General features: G+C 70.6%; 17 protein-coding genes. 3 read left to right on the forward strand and 14 right to left on the reverse strand.

Annotation, left to right across the window (positions count from 1 at the left end; genetic code table 11):
* Nucleotides 1-12: 12 nt before the first annotated feature.
* From AB1K54_RS07530 to AB1K54_RS07570, 9 genes are all read right to left on the reverse strand, one after another.
* Nucleotides 13-888, reverse strand: coding sequence for a glycoside hydrolase family 43 protein (locus AB1K54_RS07530; RefSeq protein WP_371202126.1), 876 nt, complete (start codon nt 886-888; stop codon nt 13-15).
* 44 nt (nt 889-932) lie between these two features.
* Nucleotides 933-2,489 carry a rhamnulokinase family protein gene (locus AB1K54_RS07535; RefSeq protein ID WP_371202127.1) on the reverse strand — a complete coding sequence of 519 codons (1,557 nt, stop codon included), beginning with the start codon at nt 2,487-2,489 and terminating at the stop codon, nt 933-935.
* On the reverse strand, nt 2,486-4,522 hold the full coding sequence (locus tag AB1K54_RS07540; protein WP_371202128.1) for a bifunctional aldolase/short-chain dehydrogenase: 2,037 nt from the start codon (nt 4,520-4,522) through the stop codon (nt 2,486-2,488). Before AB1K54_RS07540 ends, AB1K54_RS07535 begins: the two co-directional genes overlap by 4 nt.
* 96 nt (nt 4,523-4,618) lie before the next feature.
* Nucleotides 4,619-5,785 (reverse strand): L-rhamnose isomerase, encoded by a 1,167-nt coding sequence (gene rhaI / locus AB1K54_RS07545; RefSeq protein ID WP_371202129.1) that lies wholly within the window; start codon nt 5,783-5,785, stop codon nt 4,619-4,621.
* Nucleotides 5,782-6,168 carry an L-rhamnose mutarotase gene (locus AB1K54_RS07550; RefSeq protein WP_371202130.1) on the reverse strand — a complete coding sequence of 129 codons (387 nt, stop codon included), beginning with the start codon at nt 6,166-6,168 and terminating at the stop codon, nt 5,782-5,784. Before AB1K54_RS07550 ends, rhaI begins: the two co-directional genes overlap by 4 nt.
* A 57-nt stretch (nt 6,169-6,225) precedes the next feature.
* Nucleotides 6,226-7,263, reverse strand: a complete 1,038-nt coding sequence (rhaS, locus tag AB1K54_RS07555; RefSeq protein WP_371202131.1) for a rhamnose ABC transporter substrate-binding protein — start codon at nt 7,261-7,263, stop codon at nt 6,226-6,228.
* Between the two features lie 61 nt (nt 7,264-7,324).
* Entirely contained in the window at nt 7,325-8,374 is a 1,050-nt protein-coding gene (locus AB1K54_RS07560) for an ABC transporter permease (RefSeq protein WP_371202132.1), read from the reverse strand.
* A complete protein-coding gene (locus AB1K54_RS07565; RefSeq protein WP_371202198.1) occupies nt 8,371-9,351 on the reverse strand; it encodes an ABC transporter permease in 981 nt (326 codons plus the stop codon). Before AB1K54_RS07565 ends, AB1K54_RS07560 begins: the two co-directional genes overlap by 4 nt.
* A gap of 50 nt (nt 9,352-9,401) precedes the next feature.
* The gene (locus AB1K54_RS07570) at nt 9,402-10,931 is read right to left on the reverse strand and encodes a sugar ABC transporter ATP-binding protein (protein WP_371202133.1); all 1,530 of its coding nucleotides are present in this window, start codon (nt 10,929-10,931) and stop codon (nt 9,402-9,404) included.
* 133 nt (nt 10,932-11,064) lie between these two features.
* Here AB1K54_RS07570 and AB1K54_RS07575 point away from each other — a divergent pair, with 133 nt between their 5' ends.
* Nucleotides 11,065-12,093, forward strand: a complete 1,029-nt coding sequence (locus AB1K54_RS07575; protein ID WP_371202134.1) for a LacI family DNA-binding transcriptional regulator — start codon at nt 11,065-11,067, stop codon at nt 12,091-12,093.
* A 206-nt stretch (nt 12,094-12,299) separates the two neighbouring features.
* On the opposite strand, the gene AB1K54_RS07580 is transcribed toward AB1K54_RS07575, so the two are convergent.
* The 3 genes from AB1K54_RS07580 to AB1K54_RS07590 form a co-directional block, all read right to left on the reverse strand.
* On the reverse strand, nt 12,300-13,385 hold the full coding sequence (locus tag AB1K54_RS07580; RefSeq protein WP_371202135.1) for a WxL protein peptidoglycan domain-containing protein: 1,086 nt from the start codon (nt 13,383-13,385) through the stop codon (nt 12,300-12,302).
* A gap of 72 nt (nt 13,386-13,457) precedes the next feature.
* The gene (locus AB1K54_RS07585) at nt 13,458-15,401 is read right to left on the reverse strand and encodes a fibronectin type III domain-containing protein (RefSeq protein WP_371202136.1); all 1,944 of its coding nucleotides are present in this window, start codon (nt 15,399-15,401) and stop codon (nt 13,458-13,460) included.
* A gap of 130 nt (nt 15,402-15,531) precedes the next feature.
* Nucleotides 15,532-16,743, reverse strand: a complete 1,212-nt coding sequence (locus AB1K54_RS07590; protein ID WP_371202137.1) for a HupE/UreJ family protein — start codon at nt 16,741-16,743, stop codon at nt 15,532-15,534.
* Between the two features lie 113 nt (nt 16,744-16,856).
* Here AB1K54_RS07590 and AB1K54_RS07595 point away from each other — a divergent pair, with 113 nt between their 5' ends.
* Together AB1K54_RS07595 and AB1K54_RS07600 are read left to right on the forward strand one after the other, a co-directional pair.
* A complete protein-coding gene (locus tag AB1K54_RS07595; protein ID WP_371202138.1) occupies nt 16,857-17,522 on the forward strand; it encodes a hypothetical protein in 666 nt (221 codons plus the stop codon).
* A gap of 32 nt (nt 17,523-17,554) precedes the next feature.
* Nucleotides 17,555-18,805, forward strand: coding sequence for a D-arabinono-1,4-lactone oxidase (locus AB1K54_RS07600; RefSeq protein ID WP_371202139.1), 1,251 nt, complete (start codon nt 17,555-17,557; stop codon nt 18,803-18,805).
* Between the two features lie 160 nt (nt 18,806-18,965).
* Here AB1K54_RS07600 and AB1K54_RS07605 read toward each other — a convergent pair whose 3' ends face one another.
* Both AB1K54_RS07605 and AB1K54_RS07610 read right to left on the reverse strand, forming a co-directional pair.
* Nucleotides 18,966-20,321 carry an MFS transporter gene (locus AB1K54_RS07605; protein ID WP_371202140.1) on the reverse strand — a complete coding sequence of 452 codons (1,356 nt, stop codon included), beginning with the start codon at nt 20,319-20,321 and terminating at the stop codon, nt 18,966-18,968.
* Nucleotides 20,318-20,770 (reverse strand): MarR family winged helix-turn-helix transcriptional regulator, encoded by a 453-nt coding sequence (locus tag AB1K54_RS07610; protein WP_371202141.1) that lies wholly within the window; start codon nt 20,768-20,770, stop codon nt 20,318-20,320. The genes AB1K54_RS07605 and AB1K54_RS07610 overlap by 4 nt, the downstream gene beginning before the upstream one ends.
* Nucleotides 20,771-20,793 lie beyond the last annotated feature (23 nt).

Consider the following 20,793-nt stretch of genomic DNA (forward strand, 5'->3'; position numbering starts at 1 on the left):
CGGCCGGAAGGCTCAGCGAGCCAGCCGCAGCCCGTCCGGCGTCTCTTCTACCGGGAAGAAGCGCGCGCGCTCGTCGGGAGTGCGGTTCGGCGTGTGCAGTGTGAGCAGCAGCCGCCCTTCCGCGTCGGCGAAGACCATGCCGTGACCGCCGTCGGCGGGCCAGATCGGCTCGTCGGCCTGGGTCCAGGGACCGGCGATGCCGCCCGAACGCGACGTCGCGACCCCCATCGCGTAGCCCGAGTCGCCGAAGCTCGACCACAGCATCAGGAGACGCCCGTCGCGCGTGCGATGCATGGACGGGCCGTCGGTGACGTACACACGCGGAAACTCGGGCCGCTCGATCGATCTCGCCCACGGCGCCTCCGACGCGCGGAACAGCAGGAACGGCTCGCCGACGGTGCCCCGCAGGTCGTCGGTCAGCCGGATCGCCTGCACCTCGCCGTCGCCGACATCCTTCCACTCGTGACAGAACACGAGGTACGGGATGCCGTCCTCGACGTGCAGCGTGCCGTCGAGGCACTCCCACTCGCGCGGCGTGAGCGGGCCCGGCGACCACGGCTCGTAGGGGCCTGCGGCCCGTTCGGCGCGCAGCACCTGGGTGCCGCGGCGCTCGCCCTCGGCGGTGAAGGTCGCGAACAGGTAGAAGGCGCCCCGGTAGCGGTGCGCCTCGGGAGCCCAGTACTGCGTGTGCGACCAGAAGTCGGGCGATGGCCGGAACGCCGGCGACGGACCGTGCCACTTCTCGAGGTCGGTGCTCCAGTAGGTGTCGAATCCCGTCGCCGGACCCTTCCAGATGTCCTCGTCGGTGCTGCCGAACAGGTGGTAGCGGCCCTCGTCGGGGTCGTACAGCACGAACGGGTCGCGGATCTGGATGTCGTCGAGTCGCATGGCGCTCCGTCGGGTCGGGTGGGGTGTCGGATGGGGCGGGCACGCTAGGCAGACGCCGGGCGCGGCGACAGGCTTTGACGAGGCTCGTATCGCTCGGGTGTCACCGCGGCGGCAACGGCCGCGCGCAGGGTCTCGAGCGTGGCATCCGGCCCGAACCAGCCGTGCGTGCGCGCCTGCACGAGCACGTTGCCGAGGGCCGTCGCCTCGACCGGTCCGGCCAGCACGGCAAGCCCCGAGCGATCCGCCGTGGCCTGGCACAGCAGGCGGTTGAGCGCGCCGCCGCCGACCAGGTGGATGACGTCGATCTCGCGGGAGGTGAGCCGGCCGGCGGTGCGAACCGCCTCGGCGAACGCCTGCGCGATCGACTCGACGATCGTTCGGGCGAACGCCGCGCGGGTCGCGGGCACGCGCGCACCGCGCTCGCCCAGCACCGCGGCGATGCGCGCGGGCATGTCGCCAGGGGCCGAGAGGCGCTCGTCGTTCGCGTCGAACAGCGCAAGGTCGCCGGTCACGGCGGTTGCGGCATCCAGCAGTTCCGTCAGCTCGATCGGCGCGCCGTCCTCGGCCTCCCACGCGCGCACGGTCTCGCTCAGCAGCCAGAGTCCGGTGACGTTGTGCAGGAACCGCACGCGCCCGTCGACCCCGCCCTCGTTCGTGAAGTTCGCCTCGCGCGCGGCATCCGTCACCACCGGCTCGTCGAGCTCGAGACCGACCAGGCCCCACGTTCCGCACGAGATGTAGGCCGAGCTCGGCGAGGCGAGCGGCACCGCGACGACTGCCGACGCGGTGTCGTGTGAGCCGACCGCGATCACGTCGAGCGGTGCGCCGATGCGTTCGCGCGCGGCGCCGGCCAGGCGGCCGACGCGCGTTCCGGGATCGACGAGCGGAGGCAGAGCGGATGCCGCGACCCCGAGCAGCTCTGCCAGTTCGAGGTCCCACTCCCCGGTGCGCACGTCGACGAGCCCCGTCGTCGACGCGTTGGTGCGCTCGGCCGCCAGGGCGCCAGTGAGCAGGAACGCCACGAGATCGGGCACGAGGAGGGCGGCATCGGCCTGCGTCAGCCCTCGCTCGACGGCGTACTGGTAGAGCGTGTTGAACGGCAGGAACTGCAGGCCGTTGCGGCGGTACAGCTCGGCGAAGGGCACGCGCGCGTGCACCGCGGCCACACCGGCCGCCGTGCGCTCGTCGCGGTAGTGGAAGGGCTCCGCGACGAGCGCACCGTCGCGGACGAGACCGTAGTCGACCGCCCACGAGTCGATGCCGACGCTTGCGATCGCGGGCTCGCGCCGCACCGCCTCGGCGAGGCCGTCGACGATGTGGCCGTAGAGCGCGGCGAAGTCCCAGTGCAGGCCGTCTTCGCGCGCGACCGGGCCGTTCGGGAACCGCGCGACGAGTTCGAGTTCAACCGCCCCGTCGCGCACGCGACCGATCATGACGCGCCCGCTCGTCGCTCCGAGGTCGACCGCCGCGACCGCGCCCCCGCCCGTCGAGACTCCGCGTTCTCGCCGAGACGCCACGTCATCCGCGGGGATGACATGCTCACTCGGCGAGAGACCGCGTTCTCGACGGGGCCCGGAGGATGCCGCGGCGCGGTCGCTCATCGCAGGAACGCCGCCGCGACCCCGGAGTCGACCGGGATGTGCAGGCCCGTCGTGCGCGAGAGCTCGGGCCCGGTGAGCACGTACACCGCGTCGGCGACGTTCTCGGGCACGACCTCGCGCTTGAGGATCGTGCGCTGCGCGTAGAACTCGCCGAGCTTCTCTTCGGGCACGCCGTAGGTCGCGGCGCGGTTCGCGCCCCACCCGCTCGCGAAGATTCCCGAGCCGCGCACGACCCCGTCGGGGTTGATGCCGTTGACGCGCACGCCGTGCTCGCCGAGCTCGACCGCGAGCAGGCGCACCTGATGGGCCTGGTCGGCCTTCGTCGCCGAGTACGCGATGTTGTTGGGGCCGGCGAAGACGGAGTTCTTCGACGAGATGTAGATGACGTCGCCGCCCATGCCCTGGTCGATCAGGGCCCGCGCCGCCGCCTTCGAGACGAGGAACGAGCCCTTCGCCATGACGTCGTGCTGCAGGTCCCAGTCCGCCTCGGTGGTCTCCAGCAGCGGCTTGGACAGCGACAGGCCGGCGTTGTTGACGACGAGGTCGACGCCGCCGAAGGCGAGCACAGCGGCGTCGATCGCGGCCTGCACGCCCGCGGCGTCGGCAACGTTCGCGGCGACGCCGATCGCGACATCCGCGTTTCCGAGCTCGGCGGCGGCGGCCTGCGCCTTCTCGAGGTCGAGGTCGGCGACCACGACGCACGCGCCCTCGGCCGCGAGGCGGGTCGCGATGGCCTTGCCGATGCCGGATGCCGCGCCGGTCACGAACGCGATGCGCCCCTGGTGGGACTTCGGGCGAGGCATCCGCTGCAGCTTCGCCTCTTCGAGCGCCCAGTACTCGATGCGGAACTTCTCGGCGTCCGAGATCGGGGCGTACGTCGAGACCGACTCGGCGCCGCGCATGACGTTGATCGCGTTGACGTAGAACTCGCCCGCGACGCGCGCGGTCTGCTTGTTCGCGCCGTACGAGAACATGCCCACGCCCGGCACGAGCACGATGAGCGGGTCGGCGCCGCGGATCGCGGGGGACTCCGCCGTCGCGTGCGCGTCGTAGTAGGCCCGGTAGTCGGCGCGGTACTGCTCGTGCAGCTCGCGAAGACGGGCGACGGATGCCTCGACCGGCGCATCCGCGGGCAGGTCGAGGATCATCGGCTTGACCTTGGTCCGCAGGAAGTGGTCGGGGCAGCTCGTGCCGAGCGCCGCGAGCGCGGGCGCCTTCTCGGATGCGAGGAATTCGAGCACGACGCCTGCGTCGGTGAAATGCCCCACCATCGGCTTGTCGGTCGACGCGAGGCCGCGGATCGTCGGGGCCAGCGCCGCCGCCTTGGCGCGCCGCTCGGCCTCGGGCAGCGCCTCGAAGCCCTGCCGAACTCCTCCAAACGGCTGTGCGGAACCGTGCTGCTCGAGGTATTCGGCCGCGGTGGCGATGATCCAGGAGGAGTTCTGCTCGGCCTCGTCGGACGTGTCGCCCCACGCGGTGATGCCGTGCCCGCCGAGGATGCAGCCGATCGCGGCCGGGTTCTGCTGCGCGATCGCCGCGATGTCGAGGCCGAGCTGAAAGCCCGGGCGCCGCCACGGCACCCACACGACCTTCTCGCCGAAGACCGCCTGCGTGAGCGCCGGGCCGTCGGCGGCGGTCGCGATGGCGATGCCGGAGTCCGGATGCAGGTGGTCGACGTGGGCGGCATCCACGAGCCCGTGCATCGCGGTGTCGATCGAGGGCGCGGCGCCGCCGCGGCCGTGCAGGCAGTAGTCGAACGCGGCGACCATCTCGTCCTCGCGCTCGACGCCGGGGTAGACGCCGGCGAGCGCGCGCAGCCGGTCGAGGCGCAGCACGGCGAGGCCCTCGGGCTTGAGCGTGCCGAGATCGCCGCCCGAGCCCTTCACCCACAGCAGCTCCACCGGCTCACCCGTCACCGGGTCGATCTCGGTGCCCTTCGCGGACGTGTTGCCGCCCGCGTAGTTCGTGTTGCGCGGGTCGGCGCCCAGCCGGTTCGACCGTGCGATCAGCTGCTCAACGGTCTCGTTCGTCATGTCGTGTCATCCTTCGTCAACCCCGCTCGGCGGTCGCGTGCTGCGGGTCGTCTGGTCGTGGCATCCGCAGATCGTGACTGCGGGGAAGGGGAGGGGTCAGGCGCCCCAGCCGGCCTGGGTGCCGCCCACGCGCTCGGCGGCGATGCGCGCCTGATAGCCGGATGCCGCGTACGCGGCCATCGGGTCGGCGGCAAGGCCCCGCGACTCGCGCCATTCGGCGAGAGCGGGACGCACGTCGGTGTAGAACGCGTCCATGAAGATCGCATTGGCGGCGAGCACGTCGTTCGCGTCCTGCGCGGCGGCGAGGGCGGCGCGGTCGACCAGCAGCGCCCGGGCGGTCATCTCCTGCACGTTCAGCACCGAGCGGATCTGGCCCGGGATCTTGTCCTCGATGTTGTGGCACTGGTCGAGCATGAACGCCACATCGGGGTTGTTGAGCCCGCCGCCGCGCACGACCTCGAAGATGATGCGGAACAGCTGGAACGGATCCGCCGCCCCCACGATCAGGTCGTCGTCGGCGTAGAAGCGCGAGTTGAAGTCGAACGAGCCGAGCTTTCCGAGGCGCAGCAGCTGCATCACGATGAACTCGATGTTCGTGCCCGGCGCGTGGTGGCCGGTGTCGAGGCACACCATCGCGCGATCGCCGAGGGCGGCGACCTGGGCGTACGAGGTGCCCCAGTCCGGGACATCCGTGTGGTAGAAAGCCGGCTCGAAGAACTTGTACTCCAGCACCAGGCGCTGCTCGCCCGACAGGCGCGCGCAGATCTGCTGCAGCGAGTCGGCGAGGCGATCCTGGCGGGCGCGCAGGTCGCCCTGTCCCGGATAGTTCGAACCCTCGGCCAGCCAGATCTTCAGGTCGCGCGAGCCCGTGGCATGCATGATCTCGATGCACTCGTAGTGGTGGTCGATCGCCTTGCGGCGGATGCGCTCGTCGTGGTGGGTGAGCGCGCCGAACTTGTAGTCCTCGTCCTGGAACGTGTTCGAGTTGATCGTGCCGAGCGCGACGCCGAGGTCTTCGGCGTGCTTGCGCAGGTCGCCGTACGAAGAGACCTTGTCCCACGGGATGTGCAGCGCGACCGACGGCGCGAGCCTCGTGAAGGAGTTGACCTGCGCGGCATCCGCGATCTTCTCGAACGGGTCGCGGGGCGTCCCGGCCGTGGTGAACACGCGGAACCGCGTGCCGGAGTTGCCGAACGCCCAGCTCGGCAGTTCGATGCCCTGCGCCTCCAGGGTCGACAGGATCTCGGGGGACAGGGTGCTCACGATGCGTCGCTTTCGTTGTCGATGAGGGATGCCGCCGCCGAGGCCGCTTCCGCCGCGGCGAGCTGGTCTTCGAGGTGGAACACCTCGACGAGCGGTGTGGCGGCCTGGTCGGGCCGGCCCTCTAGGCCGACGAAGAACCGGGACATCTCGGCCTCCCAGCGGGTGGCGACGGGGGATGCCGCGAGATAGGCCTGCGCGGCCGCGTCGTCGTCGGTCTCGTAGTAGCCGAAGAGCCGACCGCCGTCGCCGAGGAAGAGGGAGTAGTTGCGCCGCCCGGCCGCCGCGATCTCGGCGAGCATCTCGGGCCACACGGGGCAGTGACGGGCGACGTAGTCGTCGATGAGCTCGGGGCGCACCCGCAGCTGGAAGGACACGCGCGTCATGGGAAGCCTTTCGGAAGGGGCCCGGCCGGCGTGATGGCCGCCGGCCGGGCGGGCGACTCAGAAGTCGAAGTCGCCGATGTTGTCCGCGTCGAACACGTACGGGTCACCGAGGAGGACGGTCGCGTCCGGGCCGACCGTGTACGAGCCGAGCTTGCCGGCCTCGAACGTGTCGCCTTCCTCGCCGGTGATCTCACCGGTGATGAGGGCCTGCGCGGCCCACGCGGCGAGGTAACCGAGCTCCTCGGGGTTCCACAGGGCGAACGCGGTGACGGTGCCGTCCTCGACGAACTCGCGCATCTGGTTCGGGGTGCCCAGGCCCGTGAGCGCGACCTTGCCCTTGAAGTCCGAGGTCGACAGGTAGCGCGCCGCGGCCGAGATGCCGACCGTGGTGGGCGAGACGATGCCCTTCAGGTTCGGGTGCGACTGCAGCAGCGCCGCGGTCTTGTCGAACGAGGTCTGGTCGTCGTCGTCGCCGTACACCGTCTCGACGAGCGTGATGTTCGGGTGCTCGGCGGCCAGGAGCTCCTCCATCGTGGCGATCCACGCGTTCTGGTTGGTCGCGTTCGCCGACGCCGACAGGATCGCGATCTCGCCCGCGTCGCCGATCTGCTCGGCGATCAGGTCGACCTGGATCTTGGCGATGCCCTCGGCCGTGGCCTGGTTGATGAACAGGTCGCGGCACTCGGGGTTGGTGTCAGAGTCGAAGGTGACGACCTTGACGCCCGCGTCGCGCGCCTCGTTCAGGGCGTCGCAGATGGCCTTGGGGTCGTTCGCCGAGACGACGAGCGCACCCACGCCCTGCTGGGTCGCGGTGTTGATGTAGCTCACCTGCGCGTCGGGCGTGGCCTCGGCCGGGCCGACCTCGTTGAAAGTGCCGCCGAACTCGTCGACGGCCGCCTTGCCGCCCTTGCTCGAGGTGTCGAAGTACGGGTTGCCGAGGTTCTTCGGCAGGAACGTGACCGCCAGGTTCGCGCTGTCGCCACCGGTGTCGCCGGACGAGTCGCCCGACCCGGTGTCGGCGCAGCCGGCGAGCGTGAGAGCGGCCGCGACGGCCACCGCCGCGACCGCGGCGACACGCTTGCGTGCAAACGTCATTGTTCTTTCCTTTCATGGGCTCCGCCGCGACGGGTGTCGACGGCGGCGTGCAGCGGCCTGATCATGCTGTGGAGGCCGTGACGCGTGGGGGTCGGCCGGGTCGCCGACGGGCCTTCTGCAGCCAGTTGAGGACGCTGGCGGCGACGACCGAGAGCACGAGCAGCACTCCGGTCACGATGTTGATGACATCCGACGTGATGTTCGCCAGGCGCAGCGCGCTGGAGATCACGCCGATGAGCACGGCCGCGGCGACGACGCCGTGCAGAGCCCCGCGGCCGCCGAACACCGACACGCCGCCGAGCACGACTGCGGCGATCACCTGCAGCTCGAGCCCGGTCGCGTTGTCGCCGCGGGCGCTGCCGAAGCGCAGGGTGTAGAAGACGCCCGCGAACGCCGAGACGAGGCCGGCGAGCACGAACAGGATGAGCTTCGTGCGCTCGACGTCCACGCCCGAGAACCGGGCGGCGTCCTTGGACAGACCGATCGCGAAGATGCCGCGACCGAACGACGTGAAGTGAAGCAGCACGACGAACACGACGAGCAGGATCAGGAACGGCACCATGATGTACGGGATCGTGGTGCCGGAGATCTTCGCCTTCGCGAGCGCCGTCCACAGCTCGGGGAAGTCGGTGACCGCCGTCGTGCCGAGCAGGCCCACGGCGAGGCCGCGGAAGAGCGCGAGGGTTCCGATCGTGACGGCGAGCGAGGGAAGCCCCACCACCGTGACGAAGAACCCGTTCACCGCACCGCCGACGACTCCGACGACCAGCGCGAGCAGCGCCGCCGCCTCGAACGGGATGCCGGCGTTCACCGCGACGCCGGTGACGACGCTGGACAGTCCCACCATGCTGCCCACCGACAGGTCGATCTCGCCGGTGATCATGATGAGGGTCATCGGCAGCGCGATCAGCAGGATCGGCGCGATGTCGAGCAGCAGGTAGTTCAGCGTGATCGGCTGCCCGAACCCACGGACGGCGACGGATGCCACGAGCACGACGACGATCAGCAGCGCGATGATCGCCATCTCGCGCGTGAGGAGCACCCGCTGCCAGAGCGGCTTCGCGTAGTCGCGGATGACCCGCGTGGACGAGGTGGTGGCGGTGGTGGTCATGATTCGTCCCTCGCCTCGATGAGCTGGCGCCTCTGGCGCACCGCCAGGATGCGGTCGAGCACGATCGCGCCGATGATGAGCACGCCGACGACGGCGCGCTGCCAGAAGTCGGGGATGCCGAGGATCGGCAGCGCCCGGTTGATGGTCATGAGCAGCACGGCGCCGATCGCCGCACCCCACACCGTGCCCACGCCTCCTGTGATGGCGATGCCGCCGATGACGGCGGCGCCGACGGCATCCAGTTCCCAGCCGGCGCCCGCCTGCGAGCTGACCGAGCCGTAGCGGGCGGCGTAGAAGACACCGGCGAGTCCGGCGAGCGCCCCCGACAGGATGAACGCGGTGAGGATGCGGCGGGTCACCCGCAGGCCGTAGAGCTCGGCCGCGGCGGGGTCGGAGCCGATCGCGTAGTACTCGCGGCCGCCGCGGGTGTTGCGCATGTACCACGCAGCGATCGCGAGGACGGCGAAGGCGATGATCGTGAGGATCGGGATGAACAGGATCTGGCCCGTGCCGAGAGCGAGGAACTCCTTGGGCATGTCCGACGCATTGACGCGGCTCGACCCCGCCCACGCGACGTTGATGCCCCGGTAGGCGTACAGGGTTCCGAGGGTGATGACCATGGCGGGAACCCGGGCGAACGCGACGAGCGCGCCGTTGATCAGTCCGAGCACGGCGCCGAGCACCACGGCCAGCAGGGCCACCAGCGGGATCGGCAGAGCTGGGAAGTCGATGAAGAGGCGCCCGGTCAGGTAGGCGGTGAGGCCGATGATGGAGCCCACCGACAGGTCGACGTTGCGCGTGATGATCACGATCGCCTGCCCGACGGCCACGAGCACCAGGATCGAAGGGGTCAGCAGCAGGTCGCGCCAGCCGTCGTTCGAGAACAGGAACGCGGGGTTCTTGATCGTGGCGGCCGCGATGACGATGGCGAGGGCGATCAGGATGCCGAACTCGCGCGCGCGGCCGAGCGCGCTCAGGCGCTTGGTCAGGCCCGAGACCGGGATGCGAGTGGTGGGAGGGGACGCGGTCACTTCAGCTGCTCCGATGCGTGGGTCGCGGCGTACATGACGTTCTCGCTGGTGGCGGTGTCGCGGTCGATCTCGGCCGTGATGCGCCCTTCGCGCATGACGAGCACGCGGTCGGCCATGCCGAGCACCTCGGGGAGCTCGGACGAGATCATGAGGATGCCCATGCCCTCGCCGGCGAGTTGGGAGAGCAGGCGGTGCACCTCGGCCTTGGTGCCGACGTCGATGCCGCGGGTCGGCTCGTCGATGATGAGCACTTTGGGCTTCGTGGCGAGCCACTTCGCCAGCACGACCTTCTGCTGGTTGCCGCCCGAGAGGGTCGCAGCGATGGTGTCGAGCGCGGAGGACTTGACCTCGAGCCGGCTTGCCCATTCCTTTGCGGCGCGGTTCTCGATGCTCGTGGTGATGAGGCCGAAGCGCGACAGCTCGCGACGGATCGCGAGGGCGATGTTGCGGCCGACGCCGGACTCGATCACGAGGCCCTGTTTGCGGCGGTCCTCGGGCACGAGCGCGAGCCCCGCACGCATGGCCTCGGTCGGCCGCCCGCCGCGGATGGCCTTGCCCAGCATCCGCACTGTCCCCTCGCGGTATGCGTCGACGCCGAACACGGCGCGGGCGACCTCGCTGCGACCGGCGCCGACGAGTCCCGCCAGTCCGACGATCTCGCCCGCGCGGACGGTGAACGAGATGTCGTGGAACACGCCGGGGCTGGTGAGCCCCTCGACCTCGAGCAGCGGCCCTCCGACGTCGGTCTCCTGCTTGGGGAAGAGCTCGGTGACCTCGCGGCCGACCATCTGTCGCACGATCTCGTCGACGGTCGTGTCGGCGATCGCGCCGGTGGCGATGTAGGCGCCGTCGCGCATCACGGTGATCGTGTCGCACAGGTCGAAGACCTCGTCGAAGCGGTGCGAGATGAAGATCAGCGCACGGCCCTCGTCGCGCAGGCTCCGCGCGATCGCGAAGAGCCGCTCGACCTCGACGCCCGAGAGGGCGGCGGTCGGTTCGTCCATGATGAGCAGCGTCGCGTCGAGCGAGACGGCCTTGGCGATCTCGATGACCTGCTGGTCGGCGATCGACAGGCCCTCGGCGAGGCGGTCGGGGTCGATCGCGACGCCCAGGCGCGTGAACAGGCGCTCGACCTCGTGGCGCATCGTCTTGCGATCGATGCGGCCGAGGCGGCCCGTGGGCTGGCGCCCCATGAAGATGTTCTCGGTCACTGACAGGTCGGGGAAGAGCGTCGGCTCCTGGTAGATGATCGCCACGCCGGCGCTCTTGGACTGGGCGGTCGACGTGAAGTCGACGTCTTCGCCTTTGAGCCGGAACGTGCCGCCGTCGCGCTGGTACAGCCCCGCGACGATCTTCACGAGCGTGGACTTGCCCGCGCCGTTCTCACCCACCAGCGCATGGATCGACCCGGCATGCACCGAGATCGTGCCCGAGCGCAAGGCGATCACCGAGCCGAAGGCCTTCTGAACGTCGGCGAGTTCGAGCACAGGCGTCGCGTTCACGGGGATATCACCCACTCTCTTCATTGAGGGAAGTGAATCGTTTCATTCCCTGACCAAGAGAGAGGCTAGGTTAACGTTGGAATAGCTGTCAAGCCGGATGCCGCGACCGTGACTGATTCGTTTCACATCGTCGCTCGAGGCAGGGAGGAGGAGACCGATGGCGATCAGCGTGCGCGATGTGGCGGACGACGCCGGAGTGTCGGTGGGCACCGTGTCGAATGTGCTCAACCGCCCCGAGAAGGTGTCGCCCGACACCGTCGCCCGCGTGCTGGCATCGATCGAGCGCCTCGGGTTCGTGCGCAACGACGCCGCGCGGCAGCTGCGCGCCGGGCGCAGCCGCACGATCGGGCTGGTCGTGCTCGATGTGCGCAACCCGTTCTTCACCGAGGTCGCCCGGGGCGCCGAGAGTCGCGCCGCCGAACACGGGCTCTCGGTGCTCGTCGCGAACAGCGACGACAAGCACGACCGTGAGTCGACCTACCTCGATCTGTTCGAGGAGCAAAGGGTGTTCGGCGTGCTCGTGACTCCCGTCTCGGAGAACCTGCCACGGCTCATGCGCATGCGCGATCACGGCATTCCGACGGTGCTCGTCGACCGCGAGTCGCACGACGCCAGCTTCGCCTCGGTCGCCGTCGACGACGTCGAGGGCGGCCGCATCGCCGCCGAGCACCTGCTGTCGATCGGCCGCCGCCGCATCGCGTTCGTGGGCGGACCCGTCACGATTCGTCAGGTCGCCGACCGCCTCGCCGGAGCCCAGGCCGCGATCGGTGCGGCCGACGGGCGCCTCGAGTTCATCGGCACCGATGCGCTCACCGTCGAAGAGGGCCGCCGCGCGGGACGCGGCATCCTGGCGCGTGATCCGCGCGACCGACCCGACGCCGTCTTCGCAGCCAACGACCTGCTCGCCCTCGGGCTGCTGCAGAGCATCGTGATGCTCCCCGGGTCATCGACCGCCGCGGACGGTCGCGGGCGCGTGCGGGTGCCGGGCGATATCGCCCTCATCGGCTACGACGACATCGACTTCGCATCGTCGGCGGTGATCCCACTGAGTTCGGTGCGCCAGCCCGCCGAGCTCATCGGCTCGACCGCCGTCGACCTGCTGCTCGAGATCGAGCGCGGCGAGCGCCCGCGCGAGCACGTCGTGTTCCAGCCCGAGCTCGTCGTGCGCGGGTCGACCGGCGGCTGACCCGCGGCGCGGCATCCGCACCCCCGAGTTGCGGCATCCCTCCCTGCGCGCCCGTGCCACCCGGCGTCGAGACCGCGCGATCTCGCCGAGACCGCACGCTGTCCCCGGGGATGACGTGCGGTCTCGGCGAGAAACCGCGTTCTCGACGGGGCTGGGCTGGGCGCGAGCTGGGCGCGAGGCGGGCGCGAGGCGCCCGCACGCGCGGACTACACCGTGGAAGGGGATGCTGCCTCGGTGGTGGGGACCGCCTCGGACTCGGCGAGCGCCTGCGCCACCGCGGCCTCGATGCGCTCGTCCTCTCGCGCCTTCGCGCGGATGCGGGCGCGACGGATGCCACGCACCGCGAAGAACGCGGCCGCGGCGATCAGCAGCACGATGACGAGCAGCACCCACGGCACCGCCCAGCCGGCGGCGTCGGCGATCACCACGGCCATCGCGTTGGTCGATCCGGACGCGTCGACGACGACGGGGGTCACGCTCGCCTGGGCGAGCAGCACGAGCCAGCCGCCGACGCCGGGCACCGTCGTGGTCACGGTCCAGTGCTCGCCGGGCAGCAGCTGCGGCGGGGCGTCGAGGGCGGCGGCATCCGTCCGGAACCAGCCGAACGGTCCCGCGACCGACACGGCCTGCTGCGCCGAGATGATCGTGTTGCCGGTGTTTTCGATCTCGTAGGTCACGCGCGCGTCGCCGACGGCGAGCGGGTTGGCGCCGCCGTCCCACGCGACGTGCAGATCGGTGACCGCCAGCGCGGGCGCGAGCGCCCCGCCCACGCGCAGCGCGACGCGGATGCCGAGGCGGCGATCGACGCTGAGGCCCTGCGTGTCGCCGGGCTGCGCCAGCGACGTGACGATCCCGCCGGCGTAGTCGCCCGGAGTGGCGTTCTCGGGCACGGTGAGGGTGAACGGCACCTCGACGCTCGCGCCCGGCTCGACGGTGACGAGGTCCTCGGCGGGCTGGATCCACGCGCCCACCGCGGTCGAGGTCTCGCCGGGGGTGAGGATGTCGAACCCGCCGCTGTCGGTCGTGTAGCCGTCGGCCGCATACAGGGCGAGGTCGACGGACTCGTCGCCGTGGTTGGCGATGACGATGGCGTCCTCGACGGTGCGTCCCGGGTCGGCGGTGTAGTGGTAGCTCGTGCGGTCGGCGCCGAAGTCGTTCGACGCCGTGCGGACCGTCCACGACACATCGTCGTCGAGGGCGAGCGCCGCGCCGGCGGGCGCCACCGAGAGCGCGACGGATGCCGCGACCACGGCGGCCGCGGCGGCGAGGGCGGAAAGGGGGCGAGTGTTCATGGGGTCTCGAGTCTGTCTGCGTGTGCGGTGCGGGGGCCGCCGGCGCGTGCTGCCGGCGACCCCCGCGGTGGATCATTCGCTGAGCGCGGTGATCGTCAGGGTCGCACGGTACGAGCCCTTCTCGATCGTGTCCGTCGGGACCTTCAGGTCGAGGTCCGCTCCGACCTGGGTGGCGCCGCGGTCGTGGCCCTGCGTCGCCGTCGCGAGGACGCGCGACTGCGAGAGGCCGGCGCCGTCGTCGTCGTAGCCCGACCAGACCCCGCTGCCGGCGGTGGCGCCGTTCACCCACGAGATGAGCGACGGGTTCCAGCCGAGGTACTTGCTCGAGAACGACTTGTCGCCGTCGGCGAAGTCCGAGGCCGAGGCGCTGATCGACCACGAGGGGCGAGCGCGGCGCGTGTCGGTGACGGTGATCGGGTTGAGCGAGCCCTTGGCCTCGAAGTAGTCGGGGCTCTTCTGCTCGGCCGTGCCGAGGTCGACCAGGCGGTTGGTGCCGTCGATCGTCCAGCCGAACTCGCCGGGGGCGGCATCCGGAACCGCGACGGCGATGTCTTCGCCGGCGCCGTGGTTCTTGTGGATCGTCACCGAGTCGACGGTCGAGCCGATCTCACCCTGGGGCGAGACCTCGCTGCGCACGTTCTCGACCACGAGCTGGTCGCCCTGCACCTGCACCTTGACGTAGGTGCGCTTGTTCTCCTGGTTCTGCACCGAGTTGTACCAGTAGTTGCTCGGGTTGGCCGGGTCGGCGCCCTGGCCCTGGATGCCGGTGTCCGTGCCGGTGGGCTTGGTGATCTGGTAGTACTTCGAGCCCGAGGCCGAGTTCGCCGTCACGTAGATGACGCCGCCGGGGCCCGGGTAGATGTCGGCCTGGCCAGGCGTCTCGTTCTGGTTGGCCCGCTGCCCGTCCTTCAGCTCGTAGCTGCGCGAGTACGCGTGGTCGTGGCCCTGCAGCACCAGGTCGACGCCGAGGCGCGAGAAGGTCTGCGGGAAGGTGAGGCGACGGGTCTTGTTGTCGCTGTCCTGCGCGTGGCTCGCCGGCGAGTAGATGGCGTGGTGGTAGACGAGCACCGTGTGCTTGGCCTCCGCGCCGTGCTCGTTGATCACGCTCTCGACGTACGCGACGTGCGCGTCGTCGCCCTTCTTCGAGCCGCTGCTGTTGTAGCTGTTGCTGTTCAGGTCGATGAACAGCACATCCTTGTAGATGTACCAGTAGTCGCCGCCCGAGGTGGTCGCCTGCTTCGAGGCATCCGCGTAGTAAGGGGCCGTGCGGTCGGTGTTGGGCGTGTACAGGTGCTGCTCGTACGCCTTGCCGCCGACGTCGTGGTTGCCGATGGTGGCCGCCCACGGGTACTGGCGCAGCTTGTCGGGCGCGAGGAATGCGTCCCACTGCGTCTCGGTGTTCGCCGTCTCGACCTGGTCGCCGCCCGAGACGAGGATCTCGGCGTTCGGGTTCGCCGCGAGAGCGATGTCGAGCGTGCTCTTCCAGCCCGCGCCGTCGCCGGCGATGTTGCCCGACGAGCCGATCTGCGGGTCGCCGAAGAACAGGAAGTCGTAGTCGCCCTCGAACGACTGCGTCTTGAACGAGTACACCGGCGAGACCGTCGGCTCGGCCGCCGCGGGGTCGTTCACGACGACACGGTAGCTGTAGGAGGTGTTCTCCTTCAGGCCGGTGATCGTGGCGTGGCGGTTGAACCCGGTCGTGGAGGTGTTGGCTGCGCCGGTGGCGGCGAAGGTCACCGAGTCGGCGGGGAACACGCCGTTCACGACCGACGCGGAGGGCGCGACCACGACCGACTCGTTCGAGTCCGTCGAGGTGTACCACGTGACGGTGCGCTGCGTCTCGTCGGCGCCGACACCGAGGATGATGCCGGTCAGCGACGTCGTCGTCTCGGCGTTCGCCGGGGCGGCGACGAGGCCGCAGCCGGCGATCGCCGCGCCGATGGCGAGAGCCGAGATCCAGGCGACTCGGCGGCCGCGCGTCGCGGGCCGTGCGAGTGCGTGGGGAGTGGGAGACATGGAGTCCGTTCTTTCTGTAGGGGGATGTGGCAGTGCAAGATTGGTGATCCGGGATGAACCGGGGGCGAACGGGCGGGGGAACTGAACCTGGACGCGCCGCGAAGATCTGGGTGCGGCAGGCAGCGGCCCGTCACGCGCCGATGAGACGCTCGACGAACCAGACCAGGCCGAACCCGGACACCGCGACGGCAAGGGCTCCGGTGGCCCACATGCCGATCTTCGGCAGGCGGCGACGCAGCAGGATCAGGAGCGGGAACGCCACGGCGATGATGCCCAACTGCACGGCCTCGATTCCCAGGTTGAAGACCAGCAGCGACCACAGCAGCGTCCACGACCAGGGCTCGTCGATGCCGAGCGCACCGGCGAAGCCCAGGCCGTGCACGAGGCCGAACAGGAACACGATGCCGATCCGCAGCCATCCGGGCCGGTCGAGGCCCAGCGGACCGCTCGAGGCGGTGAGGTCCTTGGCGACCCTGCCCTCGCGCCACAGCTGCCACAGGTGCCACGAGCCGACGATGGCGATCGAGATGGCGATGGTCGGCTCGACGAAGCGCGCCGAGACGCTCACGACGCCGGTCGCCGCGAGAATGAACGTGACCGAGTGCGCGACGGTGAACGAGGTCGCCGCCAGCACGATCTCGCGGAACCGGCGGGAGCCGGCGATGAGCGCGAGGACGAACAGGATGTGGTCGATGCCGGTGAGAAGGTGCTCCGCGCCGAGCCCGAAGAACGCGACGAAGCGCTCGCCCGTGCTCTGCACGGTGGAGAAGGAGGGGGCCGCCGCCTCGAGCGCGGCGCTGCCGGTCTGGTGGTCGATCTCGTACGTGAGGATGGTCTTGGTGCCGGTGACGTAGCCCTCGTCGTCGGTGAAGAGGGTCGAGGTCACCACGTGCCCGTCGCCGGTCGGCTCGCACGCGTAGTCGAGGGTCACGACGGCGTACGGGACGCCGTCGCGCTCGGTGACGGCGAACGGGGCGGCCGGCTCCACCGGACACGACTGCGCCCCCGCGGCCACCTCGAAGCGTTCGCCGACATAGGCGAGCACCGCGTCGGAGTGGGCGGTGAGGGCGTCCTCCTGCTCGTCGGGATCGCCGTCTTCGAAGGCCGCGGTGCCGTCCCGGTAGAGCGGATCCTCGTCCTCGTAGTCGGCCGCCGACACGACGAGCAGGTCGTACTCCAGTTCGAGCTCGACAATCACGTGTCCGTTCTCGCCGGCGGCGACGTCGCCGTACACGACAGAGCTGAATCCGTGGGCGGAAGCGGCCAGCGCCGGGGTGAACAGGACGAGGGCGCCGATCGCGACGAGCACGGCGGTGATTCGGCGGCGGATGCCGGAATGCATGGGATCTCCTAACGAACCGGCCGAGGTTGCACGGGTGTGGTGAACGGGCCGGGATGCGCAGCGGAACGGTTGGCAAACGCGGTGAGAGACGGTTTGGCGAAGCATTTCGCGGCGTGCAAGCTGTGTCGGTGCGTCTGCTCGTTCGTCCCGCCCTCGTTGTTCTGGCCGTCCTCGTCCTCAGCGGCTGCGCCGCCGATTCGTGGAGCGCTCCGCACCCTGCCCCGACCGCGATCGGGGCGCTCAGGCCGGGGTTCGAGCCGGCCACCGCGCCGAGTCCCGAGGCGACGATCGAGCCCGCCCCGGGATCGTGGGACCAGGTGCACCCGTCCGCGGACTTCCGCGTCGCGCTGGTGTCCGGCGGCGACGACGAGGCGACCGCGGAGCTGGTCTCGGCGGTTCGCGAGTGGGCGGGCGAAGAGCACGTGGACCTGCGCGCGATCGTCGCTGCGGCGGATCCGATCCCGTCGATCGTCGCCGCGATGGACATGCACCCCGACCTCATCGTCACTGCGGGCAACGACCTCATCGACGCGCTCGCGGCGGTCACCCCGAACCACCTCGAACAGCAGTTCCTCGTCGTGGGCGCTGAGCTTGCCGAGCCGACCTACAACGTCACGGCCGTCGACTGGGCGGGCGCGTCGTTCCGCGGCGAGGGGCTCGAGGCGTCCTCTGAGTTCGACGCCGCGTCGTTCACCGCCGAGCGCTGCGCGCGGGCCGTGCGGGCAGGGGTCGCCGCGGTCCTGCACGACCTCACCGGCATCGTGGTCTGGATCGACTGACCCCCGCGCTGCGGACGCAATAGGTTCGAGGCATGCCGCGAAACTGGGCCGGAACCTACGAGTACAGCGCTGCCCGCATCGTCGCGGCGCAAACGATCGACGACGTGCGCCGGGCCGTGGCATCCGGCGGCCCCGTGCATGCGCTCGGCACGCGCCATTCGTTCACCGACCTGCCCGACACCGCGGGCACCCTGATCGACGTGACGGGGCTGCCCGCGGCCTTCGTGCTCGACGAGGCGGAGCGCACCGTGACCGTCGCCGCGGGCACGCGCTACGGCGTGCTGGCGGTCTGGCTCGACGAGCGCGGCTGGGCGCTTGGCAACCTCGGGTCGCTGCCGCACATCAGCGTCGCCGGGGCGACGGCGACGGGCACGCACGGGTCGGGCGACGCGAACAGCGTGCTCTCGACGAGCGTGCGGGCGCTGACGTACGTGGGGGCCGATGCCGAGGTCCGCGTGATCCGCAGGGGCGAGCCCGACTTCGACGCGGTCGTGGTGGGGCTCGGCGCGTTCGGCGTCGTCGTGGCGGTGACCCTCGACATCCAGCCCTCGTTCCGGCTGCGGCAGGATCTCTACACGGGCGTGACGTGGGATGCCGCGCTCGCCGACTGGCCGGCGGTCACCGCCGCCGGGTACAGCGTCTCGGTGTTCTCGAAGTGGGACGACACACAGCTCGAGTTCGTGTGGGTCAAAACGCGCCTCGACGCCGACGACGATCCCGTGCCCGACACGCTGGCGGGAGGCATCCGCGTGACCGGCGGGGACTCGCCGCTCGGCGTCGAGGACAACGTGACCGAACTCGCCGGGGTGCCGGGGCCGTGGATGCTGCGGCTGCCGCACTTCCGGCTCGACGCGCAGCCGTCGTTCGGCGACGAGATCCAGAGCGAGTACTTCGTCGCCCGGGCCGATGCGCCGGAGGCGCTGCGGGCGGTCAGGGCGCTGGGCGGCAGCATCCGCCCGCACCTCATCTGGACCGAACTGCGCACCGCCGCCGCCGACGGGCTGTGGCTCAGCCCCGCCTACGAGCGCGACGTCGCGATCATCCACTTCACGTGGTTCAACCACCCCGAGGGCGTAGGCGACGTGCTGCCGCGCATCGAGGAGGCCCTCGCGCCGTTCGGGGCGCGGCCGCACTGGGGCAAGCGGCACGGATTCGACCGCGCGGCGATCGAGCGCGTGCACCCTCGCCTGGCCGACGCTCGCGCGGTGTTCGAGCGGCTCGACCCCGAGGGGCGCTTCGTCAACGCGCACCTCGTGCGGGTCGGCGTGCGCGAGCCGCGCTGACGCGCCTGCCCGCTGGGCGCGAGCCGCGCTGACGCGCCTGCCCGCTGGGCGCGAGCCGCGCTGACGCGCCTGCAGAACTCCTCCGAATCGGCGGCGTCGCCGCGCGAGACGGCCGGTTCGGGCGCGCGAGCGCCGAACTGGAGGAGTTCTGCCGCCCGGGTCAGGCGCGCGAGCGCGCCGGCGCGGTCGAGGCGGTGGGCACGCGGATCGGCGTGGTCGCGGCGACCTCGTCGCTGAACTGCTCGGGCGCGGCGCGCAGCACCGTGACGGGCTGCGTCTCGTCGAGGGTCAGCCGGAAGCGCCGGGTCTGATGGCGCTGCACGCGCCCCGACGCGAACAGCCACGTGACGCCGATCCCGAAGGCCAGGAACGCCGCGACGGCGCCGACGAGGATCGCCGCCCGAGGGCCGTACTGTGCCGCGACCCAGCCGACGATCGGCGCTCCGATGGGGGTTCCGCCCATGAGGATCGCCATGTACAGCGCGAGCACGCGCCCGCGCAGCGCCGGGTCGGTCGTCGTCTGCACGTAGCCGTTCGCGGTCGTCATCATGGTCACGACCGAGAAGCCGGTGAACATGAGCGTGACGGCGTACAGCCAGTAGGTGGGCATGAACGCAGAGACACCGGCCGCGACGGCGAACAGCAGCGTGCCGCTGATGAGCACGCGGATGCGGGCGCGGTCGCGCCGCGCGGCCAGTAGCGCGCCGACGACCGAGCCGATCGCGAGGATCGAGCTGAGCAGGCCGAATCCGTCGGCGTCCTGCCCGAACTCGAGCGCCATCGTCGAGGCCAGGATCGGGAAGTTCATGCCGAACGCCCCGATGAGGAACACCATCGCGAAGGCGACCATGAGGTCGGGGCGCTTGCCGACGTAGCGGAAGCCGTCGGCCAGGCGCGCGGCGCCGGTGGCCCGGGCCCGGGGGATGAGCTCGTTCGTGCGGATCAGCAGCAGCGCCGCGACCATCGCGACGAAGGTGACCGCGTTGGCGACGAAGACCCAGCCGGTGCCGATCGCGACGATCGCCACACCGGCGGCGGCGGGGCCGATCATGCGGGCGCCGTTGAACGATGCCGCGTTCAGCGCGACGGCGTTGGACGCGTTCTCGTGCGCGACGAGGTCCGACACGAACGCCTGCCGGGCCGGGTTGTCGAACGCCGCGACCACGCCGAGGGCGAACGCGAAGGCGTACATCGTCCACAGGGTCATGTGACCGCTGAAGATGAGGAGGCCGATCGTGAGGCCGAGCAGGCCCAGCAGCGACTGCGTGACCAGCAGCAGGCGGCGGCGGTCGAACCGGTCGGCGACCCAGCCTGTGACGCTCACCAGCAGCAGCGGCGGTGCGAACTGGAGCCCCAGCGTGACGCCCATCGCCCCGGCGTCGTTGTCGGTGAGGCCCGTGAGCACGACCCAGCTGATGGCGGTGGACTGCATCCACTGGCCGATGTTCGAGACGAGCGCGCCGATGAACCAGAGGCGGTAGTTGAAGCTCGAGAACGAGCGGAACATCCCGCTCATCGCGCCACCATCCGCTGCATGAGCTCGGCCGCCTGCGCGAGGATCGCCCGTTCGGCGGGCTCGAACTCCTCGAGCGCCGATTCGACCCATGCGTCGCGCTGACTCACCGTCTCGGCGACGACCGTGCGTCCGGCCTCGGTGAGGTCGATCACGACCTTTCGCCCATCGTTCTCGTCCGAGCCGCGGGTGATGAACCCCGAGTCCTGCAGGCAGTTCACGGTGCGGTTCATCGCGGGCGCCGACACGCGCTCCCGCTCGGCGAGTTCGCCCAGGGTGTGCGGGCCGTGGAGGCTGAGCCCGGCGAGAACGGCGAACTGCCCGTCGCTCATCGAGTCGACCGAGCGCTGCGTGCGCATGCGGCGCGCGAGGCGGAACGTCGCGATCCTGAGCGCAGAGGCCTCTCTCGAAAGGTCGGGGGAGGATTCGTCGCGCTGAGCAGGGTTCGCCATAGATTACTTAACTTAGTTCATTA

Origin of the sequence: Microbacterium sp. BWT-B31 (genome assembly GCF_041379855.1) — a bacterium.
GTDB lineage: Bacteria > Actinomycetota > Actinomycetes > Actinomycetales > Microbacteriaceae > Microbacterium.